This is a genomic window from Acinetobacter sp. T_3_1 (genome assembly GCF_025377055.1).
GTDB classification, from domain to species: domain Bacteria; phylum Pseudomonadota; class Gammaproteobacteria; order Pseudomonadales; family Moraxellaceae; genus Acinetobacter; species Acinetobacter kookii.
Window position 1 is genome coordinate 385702 of the sequence record NZ_JACHVD010000002.1, and the last position, 17831, is coordinate 403532.

Sequence of the window (17831 nt, forward strand, 5' to 3'; positions counted from 1 at the left end):
TTCAATTTAAAAAACAATATTTTTTAAACCCATAAGCTTGTAATATCCACCAAATCGTTACAACTTAAATGACGCAATTGTCATCAATAAAGTTTGTATTTATTCATGCAATTGCACACAATATCCAGCAAATGAAAACTGATTTAGGGAATCAAATGTCTCATAAGAGTTATAGCCGGTTCTATCGACAATTTACACAGAAAATTTTAGATAAAATCGTGACTCCTCAAGTCTTGGGCAATACTGAAGAATTAGAAAATAATATAAAAAATCAGTTAGATAAAAAAATAATTTGTTATGTATTACAAGATGCATCCCTGAGTAATACGGTTTTAATTGATACTGAAGCCAAGGCACGTCAATTGCCTTCCGTTTTTGCACCTTTAAGCATTCAGGAATATCAGGAAGATGATTCCATTCTGGCTTTAAATGTGCCCAACTCGAAAAATGAGGCCTATCATTATTCAGCAAAATTGATTCGCCTCATTGAAGCTTTGGAAAAATATCCCGAATACGATATTGAACTGGTTCCGGTAACGGTTTTATGGGGCCGCTCCCCAGAATATGAAGATTCCTGGTTTAAAGCCTTGTTTGCCGATGCCTGGGCAACACCGTCCAAATTAAAGCAGGCCTTGAATATTTCTTTATATAGCCGTGAAAACTATATTGAATTTCACAAACCAATATCCCTAAAAACGGCTATAGAAAAATCTAAAATTGAATATCCAAACTTTTCTCCGGCCCATTCTGTGGTCAAGGAACTCAATAGCAATTTTAATAAATATAAAGAGGCGATTTTAGGTCCCGACTTATCCGACCGCCGTAATCTCATTAACAAGTTAATGAAAACCGAAACGGTGCAGGATGCCATTCGCAAAGAAAGTATTGACAACAAAATCAGCATGTTTGAAGCGGAAAACCGTGCCAAGGGCTATTTAACCGAAGTGGTTTCGGACTTTTCCTATTCTACCCTGCGTTTTGCCGAACTGGCGCTGACCAAACTCTGGACGCAACTTTATGATGGAATTGAAGTACATAATTTCGATACCGTGCGCGAGCTGGCCAAAGATTACGAAATTGTCTATACCCCTTGCCATCGCAGTCATATTGACTATTTATTGCTGTCCTATGTGATTTTTAACCGTGGCTTGATGGTGCCGCATATTGCCGCAGGCATTAACCTCAACTTACCTGTGGTCGGTCAGATCATGCGTGGTGGCGGCGCCTATTTCATCCGTCGTACCTTTAGCGGAAATGAACTCTATACTTCTGTTTTTAAAGAATATCTCCACAGTTTATTATCTCGCAACACCCCTTTGGAATACTTTATTGAAGGCGGCCGTTCACGTACCGGTCTGCTGTTGCCTCCGAAAAAAGGCATGCTGTCGATGACGGTCCAAAGTCATTTGCGTGGTGCAACCAAGCCAATTGCCTTTATTCCCACCTATTTTGGTTATGAAAAGCTGATTGAAGGCACCTCTTATTTAAATGAACTGAATGGCAAACCGAAAGAAGCCGAATCGATCTGGGGCATCTTGAGTTCAGTCCGTAAAATTGAAAAAGTTTTTGGCCAGGTACATGTCAATTTTGGTGAACCGGTTTTTCTCGATCAGGTTCTAGCTGAGCATCAGGCCAAGCAAATTAAACTCAATATTCATGATGAATTACCTCAACCGGTGATTCAAACCGTCAATCAGGTGGCCAATTCAATCCTGGAAAATATTAATAAAGCCGTAGTGATTAATCCGATCTCTTTAATCTCACTGATCTTATTGAATGCTGAACATCATGCTTTAACTGAACATGATTTAATTGCCAAAATTGATCAATATCGTCATGTATTAAAAACAACGAAATATGATGCAAAAATGATCATGACGGAATTATCGAGTGCAGAGATTATTCAATATGCTGCAAAATTAAAACAGGTTGAGATCTTTAGCCAAAATGATCAAAACTGGGTGCGCGTTGCTGAAAGTCAAAAAATTCTGTTAAGTTATTTTAGTAATAATATTCTGCACTGTTTTATTCTGCCGGCACTCATTGCAATGCTGGTGCATTCGTATAAAAAAATTTCTATCCATTATTTAACCGATACCCTTAAAAATATTTACCCTTATTTTAAGGAAGAATTTTTCTTAAAATGGTCTATGGATGAATTAGAAAAAGAAATCACCATCATTATAGGCAGTTTAGAACATTTAGGCTGGATTGTTCATCAGGAGCAAATTCTTTCTATTCCAGCCGATGAACACATGCAAAACCAGCTTGTCACATTGGCACATTTGTCTGCTTCCAGCCTGAATAACATGACCATGATTGCTACATTACTTCAGCACTATGCTCCGCTGCAAGCACTGAGCCTGAAAGAACTGGAGAAGATGGGTAAGGCAGTACTGAACAAGCTGTCGCAAACCAAAAAGATTCAGGCCGGTTATTATTTTGACAGCGCCACCTTGAAAAGCTTTATTGCTATTCTTAAAGAAAATGGTCTGCTCAGTACTCAAGAAAATCATTTTGTCATTAGTGATGATTTTGAAGAAAAAATGTCTGCCATTTTTAACTGGTATGATCCTGAAACACGCCAAGCCATTACTGAAGCAGTTCATTTTAATGAAAAAGAATTAAAAGGATTTAAACAAAGCCATAAAAATTAATAGGCTTTATTTTAAACTTCCTACATAAATCATTTTAGAAACTAAAAATTGTTCATAAAGCTGAAATTGTAAATAAATTTTTAGTCGATATTAGATTCATGAGTGTGGCATGGATGCCACACGTTTCCCATCACGACAAGGATGTCGTGTATGGGAAACAAAAGGTTTTTGTCTACTTTTGACCTTTCAAAAGTAGAGAGATTGCCTACGAGAAGGTAAAAAAATTAAATCAGTTAAATGAGGCCGTGCTGATTTAAAAATTCTAATATTGAACATTTTTTGATTTATGAAAGACATCTTTTGTACCCTTNATTAAATCAGTTAAATGAGGCCGTGCTGATTTAAAAATTCTAATATTGAACATTTTTTGATTTATGAAAGACATCTTTTGTACCCTTATAAAGCATTTAATTTAGATTAAATGCCTTATTTCAATGGATATAAGAATATCTGATAATTACCTTCATTAAAAACCATTGAAAATGTTACATTTTCATCCTATATGAGATTAATCAGGCAGTATACTGCCTAGGTTACTGTTGCGTAGTATGGAAATGCTGTATGAATACCGATCTTGAAATTGCTTCTATGCATGAGTCTATTGATCTTGTTGTCACAATATTAAAATCATTAGCCAATCCAGATCGTTTACTTATTTTATGTCATCTTGCCAAACAGGAATTAAATGTCTCGCAAATAGAACAGATGACACAAATAAGCCAGCCTACCTTATCACAGCAACTGATGATGCTCCGTAAAAGCGATGTGGTGACCACACGCCGCGAAGGCAAACAGATTTTTTATTCCATTAAAGATGATAAACTAGTTCAGGTGCTCAATACCCTCTATCAACTGTATTGTCCTAAAAATTTAATTTAATCCTATAAATAAAAGAAAATTGAGTCGAGATCACCGTCCAGATAAGACTTCTTAGCATTTTTTATGCATAATATATCTAAAATAGTGATTTAGCTTTAGATATGTCAGATTTAAATTCTCGATTAACGACGCTATTACCCGCTTGGCGCTGGTTACGCACCTACAGTCCAGACAAGTTTAAATCTGACCTTCTTTCCGCTCTTATTGTCATTGCCATGCTGGTTCCGCAAGGCATGGCCTATGCCATACTGGCCGGACTACCGCCCATTATGGGACTGTATGCCAGTATTCTGCCCATGATTATTTATGCCATGGCCGGAAGCAGCCCGACGCTTTCTATTGGCCCGGTCGCAATTATATCCATGATGACCTTCGCGACCCTCAATCCCTTGTTTGAGGTCGGCTCGCCCGTTTACATCCAGGCTGCCTGTCTGCTTGCCGTGATGGTGGGTGTTATTTCACTTTTATTAGGCGTCTTTCGATTTGGATTTCTGATACAGCTGATTAGTCATCCGGTCATCAAAAGTTTTATTATTGCCTCTGCCTTGCTGATTGCTTTGGGCCAATTCAAATTTCTGGTCGATGTGCCTTTAAAGGCCAATAATATTCCTGAGTTTGTACTCAGCGTTTGGCAATATATCAGGTATAGCAATTCGGCATCTTTAATCTTTGGCCTGCTTGCGCTCATTTTTCTGATTTATCTTCCTAAAGTTTTACAGTCCAATGCAGTGCAAAGTCGAATAGGTTCGACGGCATTTCTGACCAAAGCCTTGCCTTTAAGTTTGGTGGTGATTTCGATTGCTGCGGTGTATTTTCTGGACTTAAAAGCCGTAGGCATTAAAACGGTAGGAGAAATCCCTTCCGGTTTTCCACCGCTGAGTATGCCCTACTGGAATCTGGATCTGGTCATCACCCTGTTTCCCGGTGCAGCCATGATTGCCATGATCAGCTTTGTCGAGTCTTTATCTATTGCTCAAGCGACTGCCTTACAGCAGCGCAGTCATTTAAATAGCAACCAGGAACTGGTCGCGTTAGGATTATCCAATTTAAGTGCTGGCCTCAGTTCAGCATTTCCGGTCACCGGAAGCCTATCGCGCACGGTGGTCAATGCAGATGCCGGTGCCAAGACACCGCTGGCAGGGGTCATTTCATCCCTGCTTATTGTGGTGGTCAGCCTTTATTTTACCGGTTTTTTCCGTGACCTGCCTTTGGCCATTTTGGCAGCCACCATCATCGTCTCAATCTGGAAACTGGTTGATTTTAAGCCATTTATTGAAACCTGGCGTTATTCCAAAGCAGATGGCATTGCCATGTGGATTACCTTCTTTGGCGTGCTCTGCATCGATATTTCTACCGGTTTGCTACTGGGCATTGTTTCAACCTTTATTCTGCTGCTGTGGCGGATCAGCCGTCCGCATATTGCCGTCATTGGTCTGGTCGAAGGAACCCAGCATTTTAGAAACATTCAGCGCCATCATGTGCTAACGTCAAACAAAGTCCTTTCCATGCGTATAGATGAAAACCTGACCTTTTTAAATGCCAATACTTTTAAAGGTTTTCTGATTAATGTCATGAGTCAGTACGCGGATTTAGAGCATGTGGTCATTAACTGTTCCAGTATCAGCGCCATTGATCTAAGTGCGCTGGAAATGCTAGAAGACCTGAATGCCGAGCTCAATAAACTGGACATTAAACTGCACTTTTCCGAAATTAAGGGTCCAGTGATGGATAAACTACGGCATTCAAAACTGCTGAATCATTTAAGTGGCCGGATTTATCTGTCCCATTTTCAGGCCATGCAAGAACTTTCCCCGGAAGTTTTTTAAGATAAATTGGATAAATATGGCCACCCTCAATTTCGGGGGTGCTATTTAAAAATAGCCGGTGATGTTTGAATTAAAAACTAAAAAAGAATGGCTTAACAGTATAAAACTGAGCAGAATGATCAGAAGTATCTGTATTATTTGAATATTTAAAAAAATGCACCAATTTGATTAAAAACTGAGAATATCGACTTTAAAAATAAACAGTTAGTTTTTATATGGAAATTATTTTTTAGCAATAACACTTTTAGGTATAAAATGCCACCTATCTCTGTGATTTTTTTAGCCCTCGTATTTGTAACAAGGCATCTTTATGTTTTCTGCTTTAATGCGTTTGAGTTTAGTCTCCCGAATTATTATCGCCATTATTTTAGGTATTGGTGTTGCTGTTTTGTTCCCGAATCTGGCTCCTTATTTAAGCCTGTTGGGTGACTTGTTTATTAAAGCACTTAAATCTGTTGCACCCGTTTTAGTTTTTGTCCTGGTTTTATCTTCCATTGCTAATTTTAAAGTCGGACATAGTGCGAAAATCAAGCCCATTATGCTGATGTATGCAGTTGGTATGCTTTTGGCCGCATTAAGTGCCGTGGTTGCCAGTATGCTGTTCCCAAGTACGTTATTTTTGGATGTCCCTGCACAAGCTGACCTGCAAGCACCGGGTAGCCTGGTACAGATTTTAAAAAATCTGCTGCTCAGCTTTGTAGCAAACCCTGTGGTTGCGATTAGCGAAGCCAACTTTATTGGTATTTTGGCCTGGGCTGTTGCTTTGGGGGCTGCCTTCCGTCATGCATCGGACAGCACCAAAACCTTTTTAACCGATGCTGCCACTGCAGTAAACCAGGTGATTCGTCTGGTCATTAACTTCGCCCCTGTCGGTATTTTTGGCCTGGTCGCCGTGACTTTTGCTGAAGCAGGTTTAAGTACGCTTGAAAGCTATGCACAATTGTTAGCCGTATTGATTGGTACCATGTTCTTTGTAGCCTTGGTGGTCAATCCCATGATGGTGGCCTTTGTTACTCGCACCAACCCGTACCCACTGGTTTTTCAGTGCCTGCGCGAAAGTGGCATTACCGCCTTCTTTACCCGTAGTTCGGCAGCCAATATTCCGGTTAACCTGGATTTGGCCAAACGCTTAGGTGTGAATGAATCTACAGCCAGCGTTGCCATTCCTTTAGGAGCAACGATTAATATGGCAGGGGCTGCTGTTACCATTACCGTGCTCACCCTAGCCACTGTAAATACTTTGGGTATTTCGGTTGATTTCACCACCATGCTGGTTTTATCGGTACTGGCAACCATTTCAGCCTGTGGTGCTTCCGGAGTAGCCGGCGGATCTTTATTGCTGATTCCTGTTGCTTGTGGCCTGTTTGGGATCAGTTCGGATATTGCCATGCAAGTGGTAGCCATTGGTATGGTGATTAGCGTATTGCAGGATTCGACCGAAACTGCATTAAATTCTTCAACAGATGTGCTATTTACTGCTGCCGTTGACCGCGGTTTGGATTAAGATAGTCATTATTAAGTATTTTTTTGTGACGTTATGCCTTTTCAAACTTTACCGCTGTGGGTTCAATTAGGGGCTTTTTTTCTTGCAGTTAATGCAGGGATGATTAACGTTCTCGGACTGGTGACCGTGCTGCATCAGTCCGTTTCCCATATGACCGGAAATGTCAGCATGTTGGCCATGGCCTTACTCAAGTGGCAACCTGAAACCATCCTTTACTTGATTCTGGTTATTCTATGCTATGTAATTGGTTCATTTTATAGTGGATTTATTCTGGGCAATAGCCAGTTCAAGTTGGGAAGCCGCTACGGTTTGCCTTTAAGCCTGGTGGCTTTTTTTATCCTGTTGTGTTGGCTTTTACTTCCCTATTTCCCGCGTTATGCCTTACTTTGGGCATGTGCTGCCATGGGTATCCAGAATGCTATGGTCAGCCATTATAAAGGTACCATTATTCGGACCACGCACTTATCGGGTGTTTTGACCGATTTGGGCTTGGCTTTAGGCTACAGGTTACGGGGACTAAAGGTAGAACGTAGACGCATTATTCTGCACTTGCTCATTTTATTTGGATTTTTCATTGGTGGTTTACTTGCCAGCATGATTTATCCTTATTTAAAATTGAATGCCTACCTCGTCCCAGCAATATTAAGCTGGACACTTAGCTCGATTTATTGGGTAATTTATTATCGTTATCGGCAGACTCAAGAGTAATATCGGAATTTATTATGGTCAAAAATGCATTACAGGCTCAATTGCTAAAAGCGGGTTTAGTCGATAATAAAAAGGCTAAAAAACTGTCAAAACAGGCAGTCCATGAGCAACGTACCGGACAAAGCAACGAAGCTGAATTAAAGGCCAAAATTGCCCAAGACCAGCAGGAAAAACTGGCTCGCGATCAGGCACTGGATTTAGAGAAAAAACGCCTGTTACAGGGTAAAGAATTAAAAGCTGCTATTGTTCAAATGATCAACCAGCACAAAATTAAAGATACCGATGGCGAAATGGCCTACCAGTTTATTGATGACAATAAAGTCAAAAAGATTTATCTCAATCAGCAGATTTATAATGCCCTGGTTGCAGGTTCACTCATTATTGCCAAAGAAACCGAGGGTTATGCTGTTTTACCTAAGGCCTTGGCAGAGCGAATTAATCAAAAAATGGAAGGCTTTATTATTGTCAACAATTCTGAAAAAAATGAACAGACTACAGATGAAGACGATCCATATGCAGCTTACGTCATTCCTGATGATTTAATGTGGTAAGCCCGGTTCATCAACAGTTAAAGGAATTCCCTATGCCAGTATTCGTATTGGCATAGACTACAAGAATAGAATAATAAGAAAAAATTAAGCCATTCGAGCATCAGGCCAGCTGGTGAATTTTGTTTTAGTTCATGTATGTAAAACGTTATCTTTATAATAATAAAAAAATAACGCTATACACTATTCCATAATTTTAAAATTTAAGGTTAAGTTTTTGGAACAATTGGCATTTATACAAAATATTCGGGACTGGTCAGATCAATATCCCTGGCTAGAAATGCTTACCTCTCTTAGTATTTTAATTTTACTGGCCCTCCTGGCAAATTTTATTGCCAAGCAAGTCGTGGTTCGCGGTATCCGCCAACTGATTTCCAAGATGAAATTTTTCAATCAGGACATTTTTACCCAGCACAATGTTATTCGCCGGGTTTCCAACATTGTGCCAGCCATTGTGATTATGAACGGTATTGTCACTGTTCCGCATCTTTCAGAAAAAGTAACTGTTTTTATCCAGATGGCGGCACAGGCGTTTATTTTTCTCACCCTTGCTTTGGCCATCAGTGAATTTTTAAGCATTTTCAATCTGGTTTATCAACGTAATCCCAAATCAAAAAACAAACCGATTAAAGGTTATTTACAGTTGGTTAAGCTGATTATCTTTATTGTCTGTGGCTTGATGATTTTAGGTACTTTCCTTAAAAAAGATGTGTTTACCTTGCTGGCAGGTTTTGGTGCCATGGCAGCAGTATTGATGTTGGTTTTCCAAAATACCATTCTTTCTTTGGTCGCATCAGTACAAATTTCATCTTATGACATGGTGCGAATTGGTGACTGGATAGAGATGCCGTCACTGAATGCTGACGGCGATGTCATTGACATGTCATTACATACCATTACCGTTCAGAATTTTGACAAGACCTTAACTACTATTCCCACCAACAAGCTGGTGACCGATACTTTTAAAAACTGGCGTGGTATGGCTTATGCGGGAGTCCGGCGGATTAAAAGATCAATCTTTATCGATCAAAGCAGCGTGCATTTTATGACCCTGACTGAACAGCAAAAGCTGAAAGAATTTTTATTGCTGGATCAATATTTAAATAGCAAACATGATGAGCTGGAACGCTTTAATCAGCAACTCTCGAACCAATCTTTATACAATCAGCGCCGTTTAACCAATTTAGGTACCTTCCGTGCCTATGTTGAATTTTACTTAAAACAGCATTCCGGCATTGCGCAAAATCAATCGCTGATTATTCGACAGTTACAACCGACCAGTGAAGGTTTACCCCTGGAAATTTATGCTTTTGCAAATACCACCGTATGGAAGGATTATGAAGCGATACAGTCTGATATCTTTGATCATTTACTTGCTATTGTTCCGGAATTCGGTTTAAGCGTTTATCAGGCGCCCTCCGGTGCTGATTTCAGGCAATTCACGGCACGTTCGGCAAATCAGGCCGAAATTTAAAACTTGGCGGGTGATGCAATCTTTAAAGCATATTACTGTTGTTTTTATTTATACTTGAAGCGTTTAACTGAAAATAAGGCATCCCCCGTTCATGCAATTGATATGGTTTAGACAGGATTTGCGTATACAAGATCATGCTGCGCTTTGGCATGCAACTCGGTCTGGAAACTGTGTTGCCCTGGTGATTCTCTCACCGGAGCAATGGCAACAGCATGATGACAGTCCTGCCAAACAAATATTTTATTTACGCCAACTGGAAACGCTCAAATCACAGCTTCATCAGCTGAACATCCCCCTGCTGACTAAACATATTCCTTTATGGAAAGATGTCCCGCATGAAATGCTGCAGCTTTGTCAGCGATTGGGTATTGACGCTGTGCATGCCAATATTGAAATTGGCGTGAATGAATTAAAACGCGATGCTCAGATGCAAGAAAAACTGGAGAAGCATCAAATCCCGTTTGAGCTTTATCATGATCAGACAATTTTTCCTGTCGGTTCAATCTGTAATAAATCCAATCAACCTTATCAAGTGTTTAGTGCTTTTAAAAAGCGCTGTTATGAACTCCTTAGCATTGGCCTACCGCAATGTTATCCAGCAGTCGCAAAGCAGGAAAAAATAGAGCTGAACCTGGAATCAGAAAATACAAAAATCAGTGCATTAACCTATATGCAAAGCTCTGCATCAGATCAGTTACAGCAGCTTTGGCCTGTGACGGAAAACTATGCATTGACTATTTTAGATCACTTTATTGACACTAAACTGGAACACTATCAACAGGAGCGTGATTTCCCTCACCTCAATTCGACCAGTCAACTGTCTCCGTATTTAAATATTGGTGCGGTTTCCATCCGGCAGTGCTTGCAAGCGGTGTTTAGAAAGCAAAACGGCCATTTCCATATAGACAATGCAGGACAACAAACCTGGCTGGATGAATTGTTGTGGCGAGAGTTTTATCAACATATACTTTATCAATTCCCTGCCGTTTCCAAACATCAACCTTTTAAAAACAATACTTTAAAGATTAAATGGCGTAATACTGATCAAGACCTGCTTGCCTGGAAACAAGGTCAGACCGGAATTCCCATTGTAGATGCAGGTATGCGTCAGTTGCTGCAAACTGGATGGATGCATAATCGGGTACGTATGATTACGGCAATGTTTTTGACCAAGAACCTGCTGATTGACTGGCGGCTGGGTGAAAAATGGTTTATGCAGCACTTAATTGATGGCAATCTGGCAGCGAATAATGGTGGCTGGCAATGGTGTGCTTCGACTGGAACCGATGCCGTACCCTATTTTCGAATTTTCAATCCCATAACTCAATCGCAAAAGTTTGATAAAGATGGCGATTATATTCGCACTTGGGTACCGGAGCTGGCGCATCTGGATGCTAAAAAAATTCATGATCCTTATGCTTTTGCACAGGTGCGAAAATTAAATTACCCACGTGCAATAGTGGATTTAAATTCATCGCGCAAACGTGCCATAGAGGTTTTTAAGACGATCTGACTTGAGCAATATTTTAAAGCTACCCTGCTCAAAAAAGCTGAAAACACTGCAACTTACAGCTCATTTCGGCTGAAAGTTGCTTTAATGTTCCGGAGCGAATCCCAAATCGGGGTTTCAACTGGTATTTTAAAATAAAATTTGCCTGATCAAAGAATTAAGCAGATTTAGGCTCTTTTTTATAGAAGAAAAGACCAGTAATTGCTATTTATTCATAGGATAAAGCATTATGAATAAGGTAATTTAGTCTTATTAAATGCTTGTTTTCTTCAATATTTTTAAAATTAAGCTCAATATAAAGATTGAGTTCTCTTTTTAAACTTGAATAGTTCTTTTTCTTTCATCACCTCAAAAACCTTTCCTGTTGCAGGATGCGTAAAAGCATTGTTTTCATTTAAATCAATAATCTTTTTAGTTATGACTATTTTAGGTAATCGCAACCAGATTAAACCTTCCTGATTTAAAATCTTTTCAAAAATCTGCTCAACAATTATCTTAGTGCCACATTCACTCTTTGCAGACACTTCTTTTAGAATCAGAATTTTAGGCATTTTTTCGCTCTTATTATGATTAAGTTTAACAAAATATAGAAAAATACCGCTGAAGGGTGTTAAATTTATATATACATATGTATTTAAATATATATTTAAGGTTAAATAATTTTAATTGACCAATAAAAATTGACTGATAAAATAAACCCGATATAACTTTAAAATCATTAATGAGGCTATTAGATTTCTTTAATAAATCCCTTTATTTCTCCCTATGGAAGAAAATAAAGGGGGAGTGTGAACAATTATAAAATAAGCCTATTTATTATTTTTATAAAAATGTTGATTAATATTCTAAAATACCTTGCAATATTATATGTTTTTTAATCAAAAATTAAAGATATATGTTGAAATTTTAATTTTATGCATTAAACGACTTTTATAAGTCATTTTTAATTACAGCAATTTTTTAGTAAACCCAGAATTCAAAACACATCTTAATATCCTCATTTTAAATTTTAAAAATCAGCCCCTTAGAATATTTCAATGCTCGACTTATTTAATGAATTATCAATAGTTTATGAAACTGAAAATTAAGATCTTGAGTTTTACTGTTACAGTAAATGAATTTTCTTTCTGATATCTTACGGAACTTTCTATCTCCAGTCCTATACTCGATAGCCTTTCTCCACTTTATTTGTGCTCACTGAGATAACAGGTTTACAGTTCAAATGAAATGTTTCACCAATTCCAACAAGCTTTTAGATATTGGTTAAATTATTATTTATACTATCAAAGTTGCAAAAAATTCGTTCTGATTCACGTTTACTCAAGGAAATCCGCATGTTGCAGTGGTTTGAAAAACTCGTCGATCCTTATCCATCCAAAGGTTTAAACGAACCCCTGCCTACCCGTTTTTTCCCTTTTGTCTGGCAAGCCGCCCAAGGTGTGCGGCCTTATTTATTGTTGCTGGTGCTGTTTACCGCAGCTGCTGCAAGTTTTGAAGCCTTTCTTTATTCTAAAATCGGCGATCTGGTCAACTGGCTAAGCAAAAGCCAACCTGAGACTTTTTTGGCTCAACATAGCCAGAATCTTACAATCCTGAGCTGCATTCTGCTGGCCAACATTCTATTTGCCAGCCTGCAATCGATTATCAAGCATCAAATTTTATACAGTACTTTTCCCATGCGTTTACGCTGGCGTTTCCATAATTTACTGTTACAGCAAAGCCTGGACTTTTTTCACAACGACTTTGCCGGACGTCTATCTGCCAAAGTGATGCAGACCTCGCTTGCAGTACGTGAATTCTGGGTGATTTTAGGGGATATGGTGGCCTATGTTCTCATCTACTTTACCACCATTAGTCTGGTCCTGGCGGCAATTTCCCCTCTGCTGATTGTGCCGCTCTTGCTTTGGCTGGTGCTGTTTATTTGCGCTGCCTGCTTTTTTATTCCCCGTTTAAGCCAGATTTCAAGTAAGCAGGCCGATGCCCGTGCAGTCATGACCGGTCGTGTTACGGATGCCTATACCAATATTCAAACCGTGAAACTATTTGCCCATGCCGGCCGTGAAAGCAAGTATGCCAAAGCGTCCATGCAAGACTTCATGGTCACGGTATATAAGCAAATGCGCCTGGGTGCACAGTATGAGATCAGCATCAATTTACTCAGTGTGGTTTTATATGGTGGGGTCTTAGGTACGGCTATCTGGCTCTGGATTAACGGCCAGGCTGAACTCGGTATTATTGCTGCCACAACAGCTATGATCTTAAAACTCAACAGTATTGCCGAATTTATGATGTGGCAGTCATCCGCTCTGTTTGAAAATGTCGGTACCATCCAGGACGGCATGAAAACTATGGGACGTCCGATTCATATTCAGGACAAACCGGATGCGCAACCCTTGCAGGTACGGCATGGAGAAATCAAGTTTGAAGATGTCAGTTTTGCTTATCAAAATAAAAATGTGATTGATCATTTTAATTTGACCATTAAACCGGGTGAAAAAATTGGCATTGTCGGCCGTTCTGGTGCAGGAAAATCAACCCTGATTCAACTGTTATTGCATTTTTACAATATCAACCAAGGTCGTATTTCGATCGATGGTCAAAATATTCAAGATGTGACTCAGGACAGTTTGCGAAAAAATATTGCTTTTGTCACTCAGGATACCTCTTTGTTACACCGTACCGTGGCCGAAAATATTAAATATGGCCGACCCGATGCAACAGATGAAGAGATGTTTGAAGCCGTACGCAAAGCCAAGGCGGAAGATTTTATTCCACAGCTCACAGACTTACGTGGCAAAACTGGATATGAAGCCTATGTGGGTGAACGTGGCGTCAAACTGTCTGGGGGTCAGCGTCAGCGTATCGCCATTGCCCGGGTGTTTTTAAAAGATGCGCCAATCCTGATTTTAGACGAAGCCACCAGTGCCTTAGATTCTGAAGTGGAAGCGGCAATTCAATCCAGTCTGGATGAATTGATGGAAGGCAAAACCGTGATTGCCATCGCGCACCGCCTCTCTACCATTGCACAAATGGACCGCTTGATTGTGCTGGATGAAGGTCACATTGCCGAGCAAGGTACGCATGATGAACTGGTCGCGCTGGGCGGTATTTATGCACATTTGTGGCAAAGACAGACGGGCAGTTTTTTGATAGAACAACAAGCATTAAAGAAAAAGGATATGCATTGATGCTGTATTTAGAAGATATAAAAGTAGGTGATCGTTTCATTAGCCGCGAATATGAAATGACCTTAGAAGAAATTAAACAGTTTGCACATGCTTATGATCCTCAAGTTTTTCATACCGATGAACATGAAGCCCAGGCACATCCTGTTTTTCAGGGCATTGCTGCCAGTGGTTGGCACACCTGTGCAGTCACCATGCGTTTATGGACTGAGTGTTTTCCGGTCGCTTACGGCCTGATTGGTTCAGAGTCCAGTCTGCGCTGGCCGCGTCCGACCCGTCCTGGCGATAAGATTCATGTCGAGGTCGAAATTGTGGCAATTACGCCATCAAAAAGTAAAAATGACCGCGCTATAGTCAGTTATGTGACCCAGGCATTCAATCAGAATCATGATATGTTACTTATTTCCACCACTAAAATTGTGGTCTTTAAAAAAGACATGCAGCCTGAATAATTTTCAGGCTTTAAAAATATTGTCCAACAATTTTAACAGGATAGTCTTCCCATTCGTGCCAATATGGCACTTACAACTAGAAAAACGAATGAATGCAATGGATGGCGCATGAAAACGATTTCTCCAAGACAGGATCAAGGCATACCGGGTGTTTATGGACTGCTGCTTTTAGATGTAGTTTCCCGCTGGGGCTATACTGCTGAAGCGCTCTTTACCCCGTTTCATTTAAACAGTGAACAGCTGGCAGACCCCAACTTTCGTATTCCCACACCCGTTGCCAATGAACTGGTCAAACATGCACTACGTTTAACCGGTGAGCCGACACTGGGTTTCCATTTGGGCACCCAGATGCGTATCTCGATTCATGGCTTTATTGGTTATGCCATTATGACGGCGCGTGATATTAGCGATGCCCTGATTCTGGCGAACCGGTTTATCCAGCTGCGTATGCCCTTTTTACAGCTTTATTTTTCCACCTTTGGCGAAAAAGCAACCTTACAGTTGCAATGTGACTTCGACATTGAACCTTTAAGGACTGAAATTGCCATTGCCCTGACCTTTGGTATTATCACCATGGCCAAAGCCCTGACCGGTTGTGAAGATCTGTCCGGGGAAATTGATTTTGATTTTCCCAAACCTGCCGGTTTTGAACGTTACATGGCAAAATTTCCGTCGCATCAGTTCCGTTTTGAACAGCCACATTTGTTGTCCAGTTTTGATAAAAAATATCTGGGCCTAAAGATGGTCAATGCAGACCCAATTGCCAGCCAGATTGCGATTAACCAGTGTGAAGCTGAACTTTCTGCACTGGGTGAACGTCGCCGTCTGGCCATGCGGGTGCGTGACATTCTGACCAATTCTGAACAGCACTATTTAAGTATTGAAAATGTGGCGGATCGGCTGCATATGTCAGATCGCACCCTGAAACGCCAACTGGCAGCTGAAGGCACCTCCTTTTCCACTTTGGTGGATGAAGTGCGTTATCGGCATGCAACTTCCCTGCTTTCACGTACCGATTACACCCTGGAGCAGATTGCCGATGAAATTGGCTATAGCGATGTTGCCAATTTCAGCCGGGCCTTTAAGCGTTGGAGTGGTCGCAGCCCAAGCAACTGGCGTAAAGATCCTTATCTATAAACTTTTGTTTTCATCAAAAAACATGTATAAAACATGGCAAAAATGATTTGAATATTTTAAAGGAGTCATCCATGAATCACCCTTCAGAATTAAAGTACGCCAGTACGCACGAATGGGTCAAAATTGAAGGTGATCTGGTTATTACCGGTATTTCGGACCATGCACAGGATGCATTGGGCGACCTGGTTTATGTAGAAGCCCCAGAAGTGGGTCAGCAAGTCACTGCCGGTGAACAGGCTGGTGTAGTTGAGTCGGTTAAAACCGCGTCTGATATTCATGCGCCTGTTTCAGGTGAAGTAGTTGAAGTGAATTCAGCACTTGAAGATGATCCTGATTTTGTTAATGATGACCCTTATGGCAAGGGCTGGATTTATAAAATTAAGCCAGACAATATGGCAGACGTTGAAAAATTACTTTCAAGCAGTGAATACGAAGCAGGTTTGTAAGACTGCCTTAAATAAGAAAAATCAGCCTTGGTGGCTGATTTTTTTATTTTAAATGATGGCTTTTAAGACATAGATCTCTCATAAAAAAGGGAAAAAATCACAATATGATATTAACAACAAAATAAATTTAAAAATAAATATTTTTTATTGATTAATTCTTACATAGGTATACTTTTCCATTAAAATTAGCTAAAATTCGAGCATTCATTCGACCAGCTCCCTTATCTTTATAACTATAAAAACTGAGTCACCCTCATTCTTACCTTAAGTCTGCTGCGTCGTCTAATACTGATGATTATCTAGGTAAATTATGTCCTCTGCTGTAAATGCTGAAAATTTATGGAATAAATCCTTTATTCTATGTCTGGCTAACAATTTATTTTTGTTTATCTTTTATTTTGCCCAAACCACCATCTTACCTATTTATATTTTAAAAGACTTGCATGACAGTTTGGCGCAAGCCGGTCTAGCCATGACCCTGTTTATGGCATCCTCAATTGCGGTTCGTCCCTTTAGCGGTTTGATTATTGAAAAAATCGGACGCAAGAAAGCACTTTATATTTCTGAAACGCTATTCTGTCTGTTTTCATTTGCCTATATTTTTGCAGATAACCTGAACGTACTTTTGGCCATTCGGCTATTACATGGTATCTGGTTCAGTATTTTAACCACGGTCACTGTGCCTATTGCGAATGACTTTATTCCTGCACAGCGTAAGGGTGAAGGCATGGGATATTTTGTCATGTCAATCAATTTGGGGATTGTACTCGGCCCATTAATCGGTCTGACGCTAATTCAGCAATTTTCTTATTCAACTGTGACTGCTATTTTGGCTGCCATCATTTGTCTGGGTTTTGCTTTTTGCTTCCTGATTCCAATTCAAAAAATGCCAAAAGTACAGCCTGAAACAGTGAAACGTAAATTATCCATTCATGATTTTGTGGAAAAGAAAGCTTTGCCAGTTTCAATTATGGCCATGATCATCTCTTTTTCTTATGCCAGCATTATGTCGTTCATTTCGACCTTTGCAGAGTCAAAAAATTTACTAGCTTATGCAAGTTTATTCTTTGTGATCTTTGCCATTTCGATGATGAGCTTACGTCCTATTACTGGTAAAATTTATGATCGAAAAGGTGCAAATTACGTGGTTTATCCCGCTATTGCCTTATTTGCTATTGGGCTGATGGTTTTAAGCCAAGTTAATACAGTGACTGGATTAATGCTGGCTGCAGTTTTTGTCGGTATGGGATTTGGTTCAGCTCAACCCTGCTTACAAACCATTTCCATTCAGCACTCACCCAAAGACCGCATTGGACATGCCACCTCCACCTTTTTTACCTTTTACGATATTGGTATCGCTATTGGTTCAATCTTGTTAGGGATTGTCATTGCCCATCAAGGTTATAGTTTTACCTATCTGCTTTGTGCAGCAATCACCGCACTGAGTCTGGTTTTCTATAAGTTTTTTATCGATCAACCCAAGTCTGCATAATACAAATATAAAG

Annotated in this window: 14 protein-coding genes; 13 read left to right on the forward strand and 1 reads right to left on the reverse strand. The window is 39.9% G+C overall.

Annotated features, from left to right (window positions below; genetic code table 11):
- Positions 1 to 155: 155 nt before the first annotated feature.
- The 8 genes from plsB to H4I94_RS04440 all read left to right on the forward strand — a co-directional run bounded on the left by plsB (position 156) and on the right by H4I94_RS04440 (position 11109).
- Entirely contained in the window at positions 156 to 2657 is a 2502-nt protein-coding gene (plsB, locus tag H4I94_RS04405; protein ID WP_261181798.1) for a glycerol-3-phosphate 1-O-acyltransferase PlsB, read from the forward strand.
- 561 nt (positions 2658 to 3218) lie between these two features.
- Entirely contained in the window at positions 3219 to 3536 is a 318-nt protein-coding gene (locus H4I94_RS04410) for an ArsR/SmtB family transcription factor (RefSeq protein ID WP_131272774.1), read from the forward strand.
- A gap of 101 nt (positions 3537 to 3637) precedes the next feature.
- A complete protein-coding gene (locus H4I94_RS04415) occupies positions 3638 to 5362 on the forward strand; it encodes a SulP family inorganic anion transporter (protein ID WP_261181816.1) in 1725 nt (574 codons plus the stop codon).
- Positions 5363 to 5672: 310 nt separating this feature from the next.
- Positions 5673 to 6866 carry a serine/threonine transporter SstT gene (sstT, locus tag H4I94_RS04420; protein ID WP_261181821.1) on the forward strand — a complete coding sequence of 398 codons (1194 nt, stop codon included), beginning with the start codon at positions 5673 to 5675 and terminating at the stop codon, positions 6864 to 6866.
- 33 nt (positions 6867 to 6899) lie between these two features.
- Complete coding sequence (locus H4I94_RS04425; RefSeq protein WP_261181826.1) at positions 6900 to 7574, forward strand: YoaK family protein; 675 nt, start codon at positions 6900 to 6902, stop codon at positions 7572 to 7574.
- Positions 7575 to 7588: 14 nt separating this feature from the next.
- Positions 7589 to 8125 (forward strand): DUF2058 domain-containing protein, encoded by a 537-nt coding sequence (locus H4I94_RS04430; protein WP_092819629.1) that lies wholly within the window; start codon positions 7589 to 7591, stop codon positions 8123 to 8125.
- Between the two features lie 214 nt (positions 8126 to 8339).
- Positions 8340 to 9596: a mechanosensitive ion channel family protein gene (locus H4I94_RS04435; protein ID WP_261181838.1), complete on the forward strand. Its 1257-nt coding sequence runs from the start codon at positions 8340 to 8342 to the stop codon at positions 9594 to 9596.
- A 91-nt stretch (positions 9597 to 9687) separates the two neighbouring features.
- The gene (locus H4I94_RS04440; RefSeq protein WP_261181840.1) at positions 9688 to 11109 is read left to right on the forward strand and encodes a cryptochrome/photolyase family protein; all 1422 of its coding nucleotides are present in this window, start codon (positions 9688 to 9690) and stop codon (positions 11107 to 11109) included.
- A 287-nt stretch (positions 11110 to 11396) separates the two neighbouring features.
- Here H4I94_RS04440 and H4I94_RS04445 read toward each other — a convergent pair whose 3' ends face one another.
- Positions 11397 to 11657 (reverse strand): hypothetical protein, encoded by a 261-nt coding sequence (locus H4I94_RS04445; RefSeq protein WP_261181842.1) that lies wholly within the window; start codon positions 11655 to 11657, stop codon positions 11397 to 11399.
- Between the two features lie 783 nt (positions 11658 to 12440).
- Between H4I94_RS04445 and H4I94_RS04450 the strand changes: the two genes are divergently transcribed.
- The 5 genes from H4I94_RS04450 to H4I94_RS04470 all read left to right on the forward strand — a co-directional run bounded on the left by H4I94_RS04450 (position 12441) and on the right by H4I94_RS04470 (position 17818).
- Positions 12441 to 14294 (forward strand): ABC transporter ATP-binding protein, encoded by a 1854-nt coding sequence (locus H4I94_RS04450; protein ID WP_131272781.1) that lies wholly within the window; start codon positions 12441 to 12443, stop codon positions 14292 to 14294.
- Positions 14294 to 14743: a MaoC family dehydratase gene (locus H4I94_RS04455; protein ID WP_261181846.1), complete on the forward strand. Its 450-nt coding sequence runs from the start codon at positions 14294 to 14296 to the stop codon at positions 14741 to 14743. The genes H4I94_RS04450 and H4I94_RS04455 overlap by 1 nt, the downstream gene beginning before the upstream one ends.
- A 108-nt stretch (positions 14744 to 14851) precedes the next feature.
- A complete protein-coding gene (locus tag H4I94_RS04460; RefSeq protein ID WP_261181852.1) occupies positions 14852 to 15880 on the forward strand; it encodes a helix-turn-helix transcriptional regulator in 1029 nt (342 codons plus the stop codon).
- 71 nt (positions 15881 to 15951) lie between these two features.
- Positions 15952 to 16326 (forward strand): glycine cleavage system protein GcvH, encoded by a 375-nt coding sequence (gene gcvH, locus H4I94_RS04465; RefSeq protein WP_092819635.1) that lies wholly within the window; start codon positions 15952 to 15954, stop codon positions 16324 to 16326.
- Positions 16327 to 16636: 310 nt separating this feature from the next.
- Entirely contained in the window at positions 16637 to 17818 is a 1182-nt protein-coding gene (locus H4I94_RS04470; protein ID WP_261181859.1) for an MFS transporter, read from the forward strand.
- Positions 17819 to 17831: the final 13 nt, after the last annotated feature.

Coding starts and splice junctions, on each gene's coding strand:
- plsB (WP_261181798.1), top strand. CDS start 156: ATGTCTCATAAGAGTTATAGCCGGTTCTATCGACAATTTACACAGAAA.
- H4I94_RS04410 (WP_131272774.1), top strand. CDS start 3,219: ATGAATACCGATCTTGAAATTGCTTCTATGCATGAGTCTATTGATCTT.
- H4I94_RS04415 (WP_261181816.1), top strand. CDS start 3,638: ATGTCAGATTTAAATTCTCGATTAACGACGCTATTACCCGCTTGGCGC.
- sstT (WP_261181821.1), top strand. CDS start 5,673: ATGTTTTCTGCTTTAATGCGTTTGAGTTTAGTCTCCCGAATTATTATC.
- H4I94_RS04425 (WP_261181826.1), top strand. CDS start 6,900: ATGCCTTTTCAAACTTTACCGCTGTGGGTTCAATTAGGGGCTTTTTTT.
- H4I94_RS04430 (WP_092819629.1), top strand. CDS start 7,589: ATGGTCAAAAATGCATTACAGGCTCAATTGCTAAAAGCGGGTTTAGTC.
- H4I94_RS04440 (WP_261181840.1), top strand. CDS start 9,688: ATGCAATTGATATGGTTTAGACAGGATTTGCGTATACAAGATCATGCT.
- H4I94_RS04445 (WP_261181842.1), bottom strand. CDS start 11,657: ATGCCTAAAATTCTGATTCTAAAAGAAGTGTCTGCAAAGAGTGAATGT.
- H4I94_RS04450 (WP_131272781.1), top strand. CDS start 12,441: ATGTTGCAGTGGTTTGAAAAACTCGTCGATCCTTATCCATCCAAAGGT.
- H4I94_RS04455 (WP_261181846.1), top strand. CDS start 14,294: ATGCTGTATTTAGAAGATATAAAAGTAGGTGATCGTTTCATTAGCCGC.
- H4I94_RS04460 (WP_261181852.1), top strand. CDS start 14,852: ATGAAAACGATTTCTCCAAGACAGGATCAAGGCATACCGGGTGTTTAT.
- gcvH (WP_092819635.1), top strand. CDS start 15,952: ATGAATCACCCTTCAGAATTAAAGTACGCCAGTACGCACGAATGGGTC.
- H4I94_RS04470 (WP_261181859.1), top strand. CDS start 16,637: ATGTCCTCTGCTGTAAATGCTGAAAATTTATGGAATAAATCCTTTATT.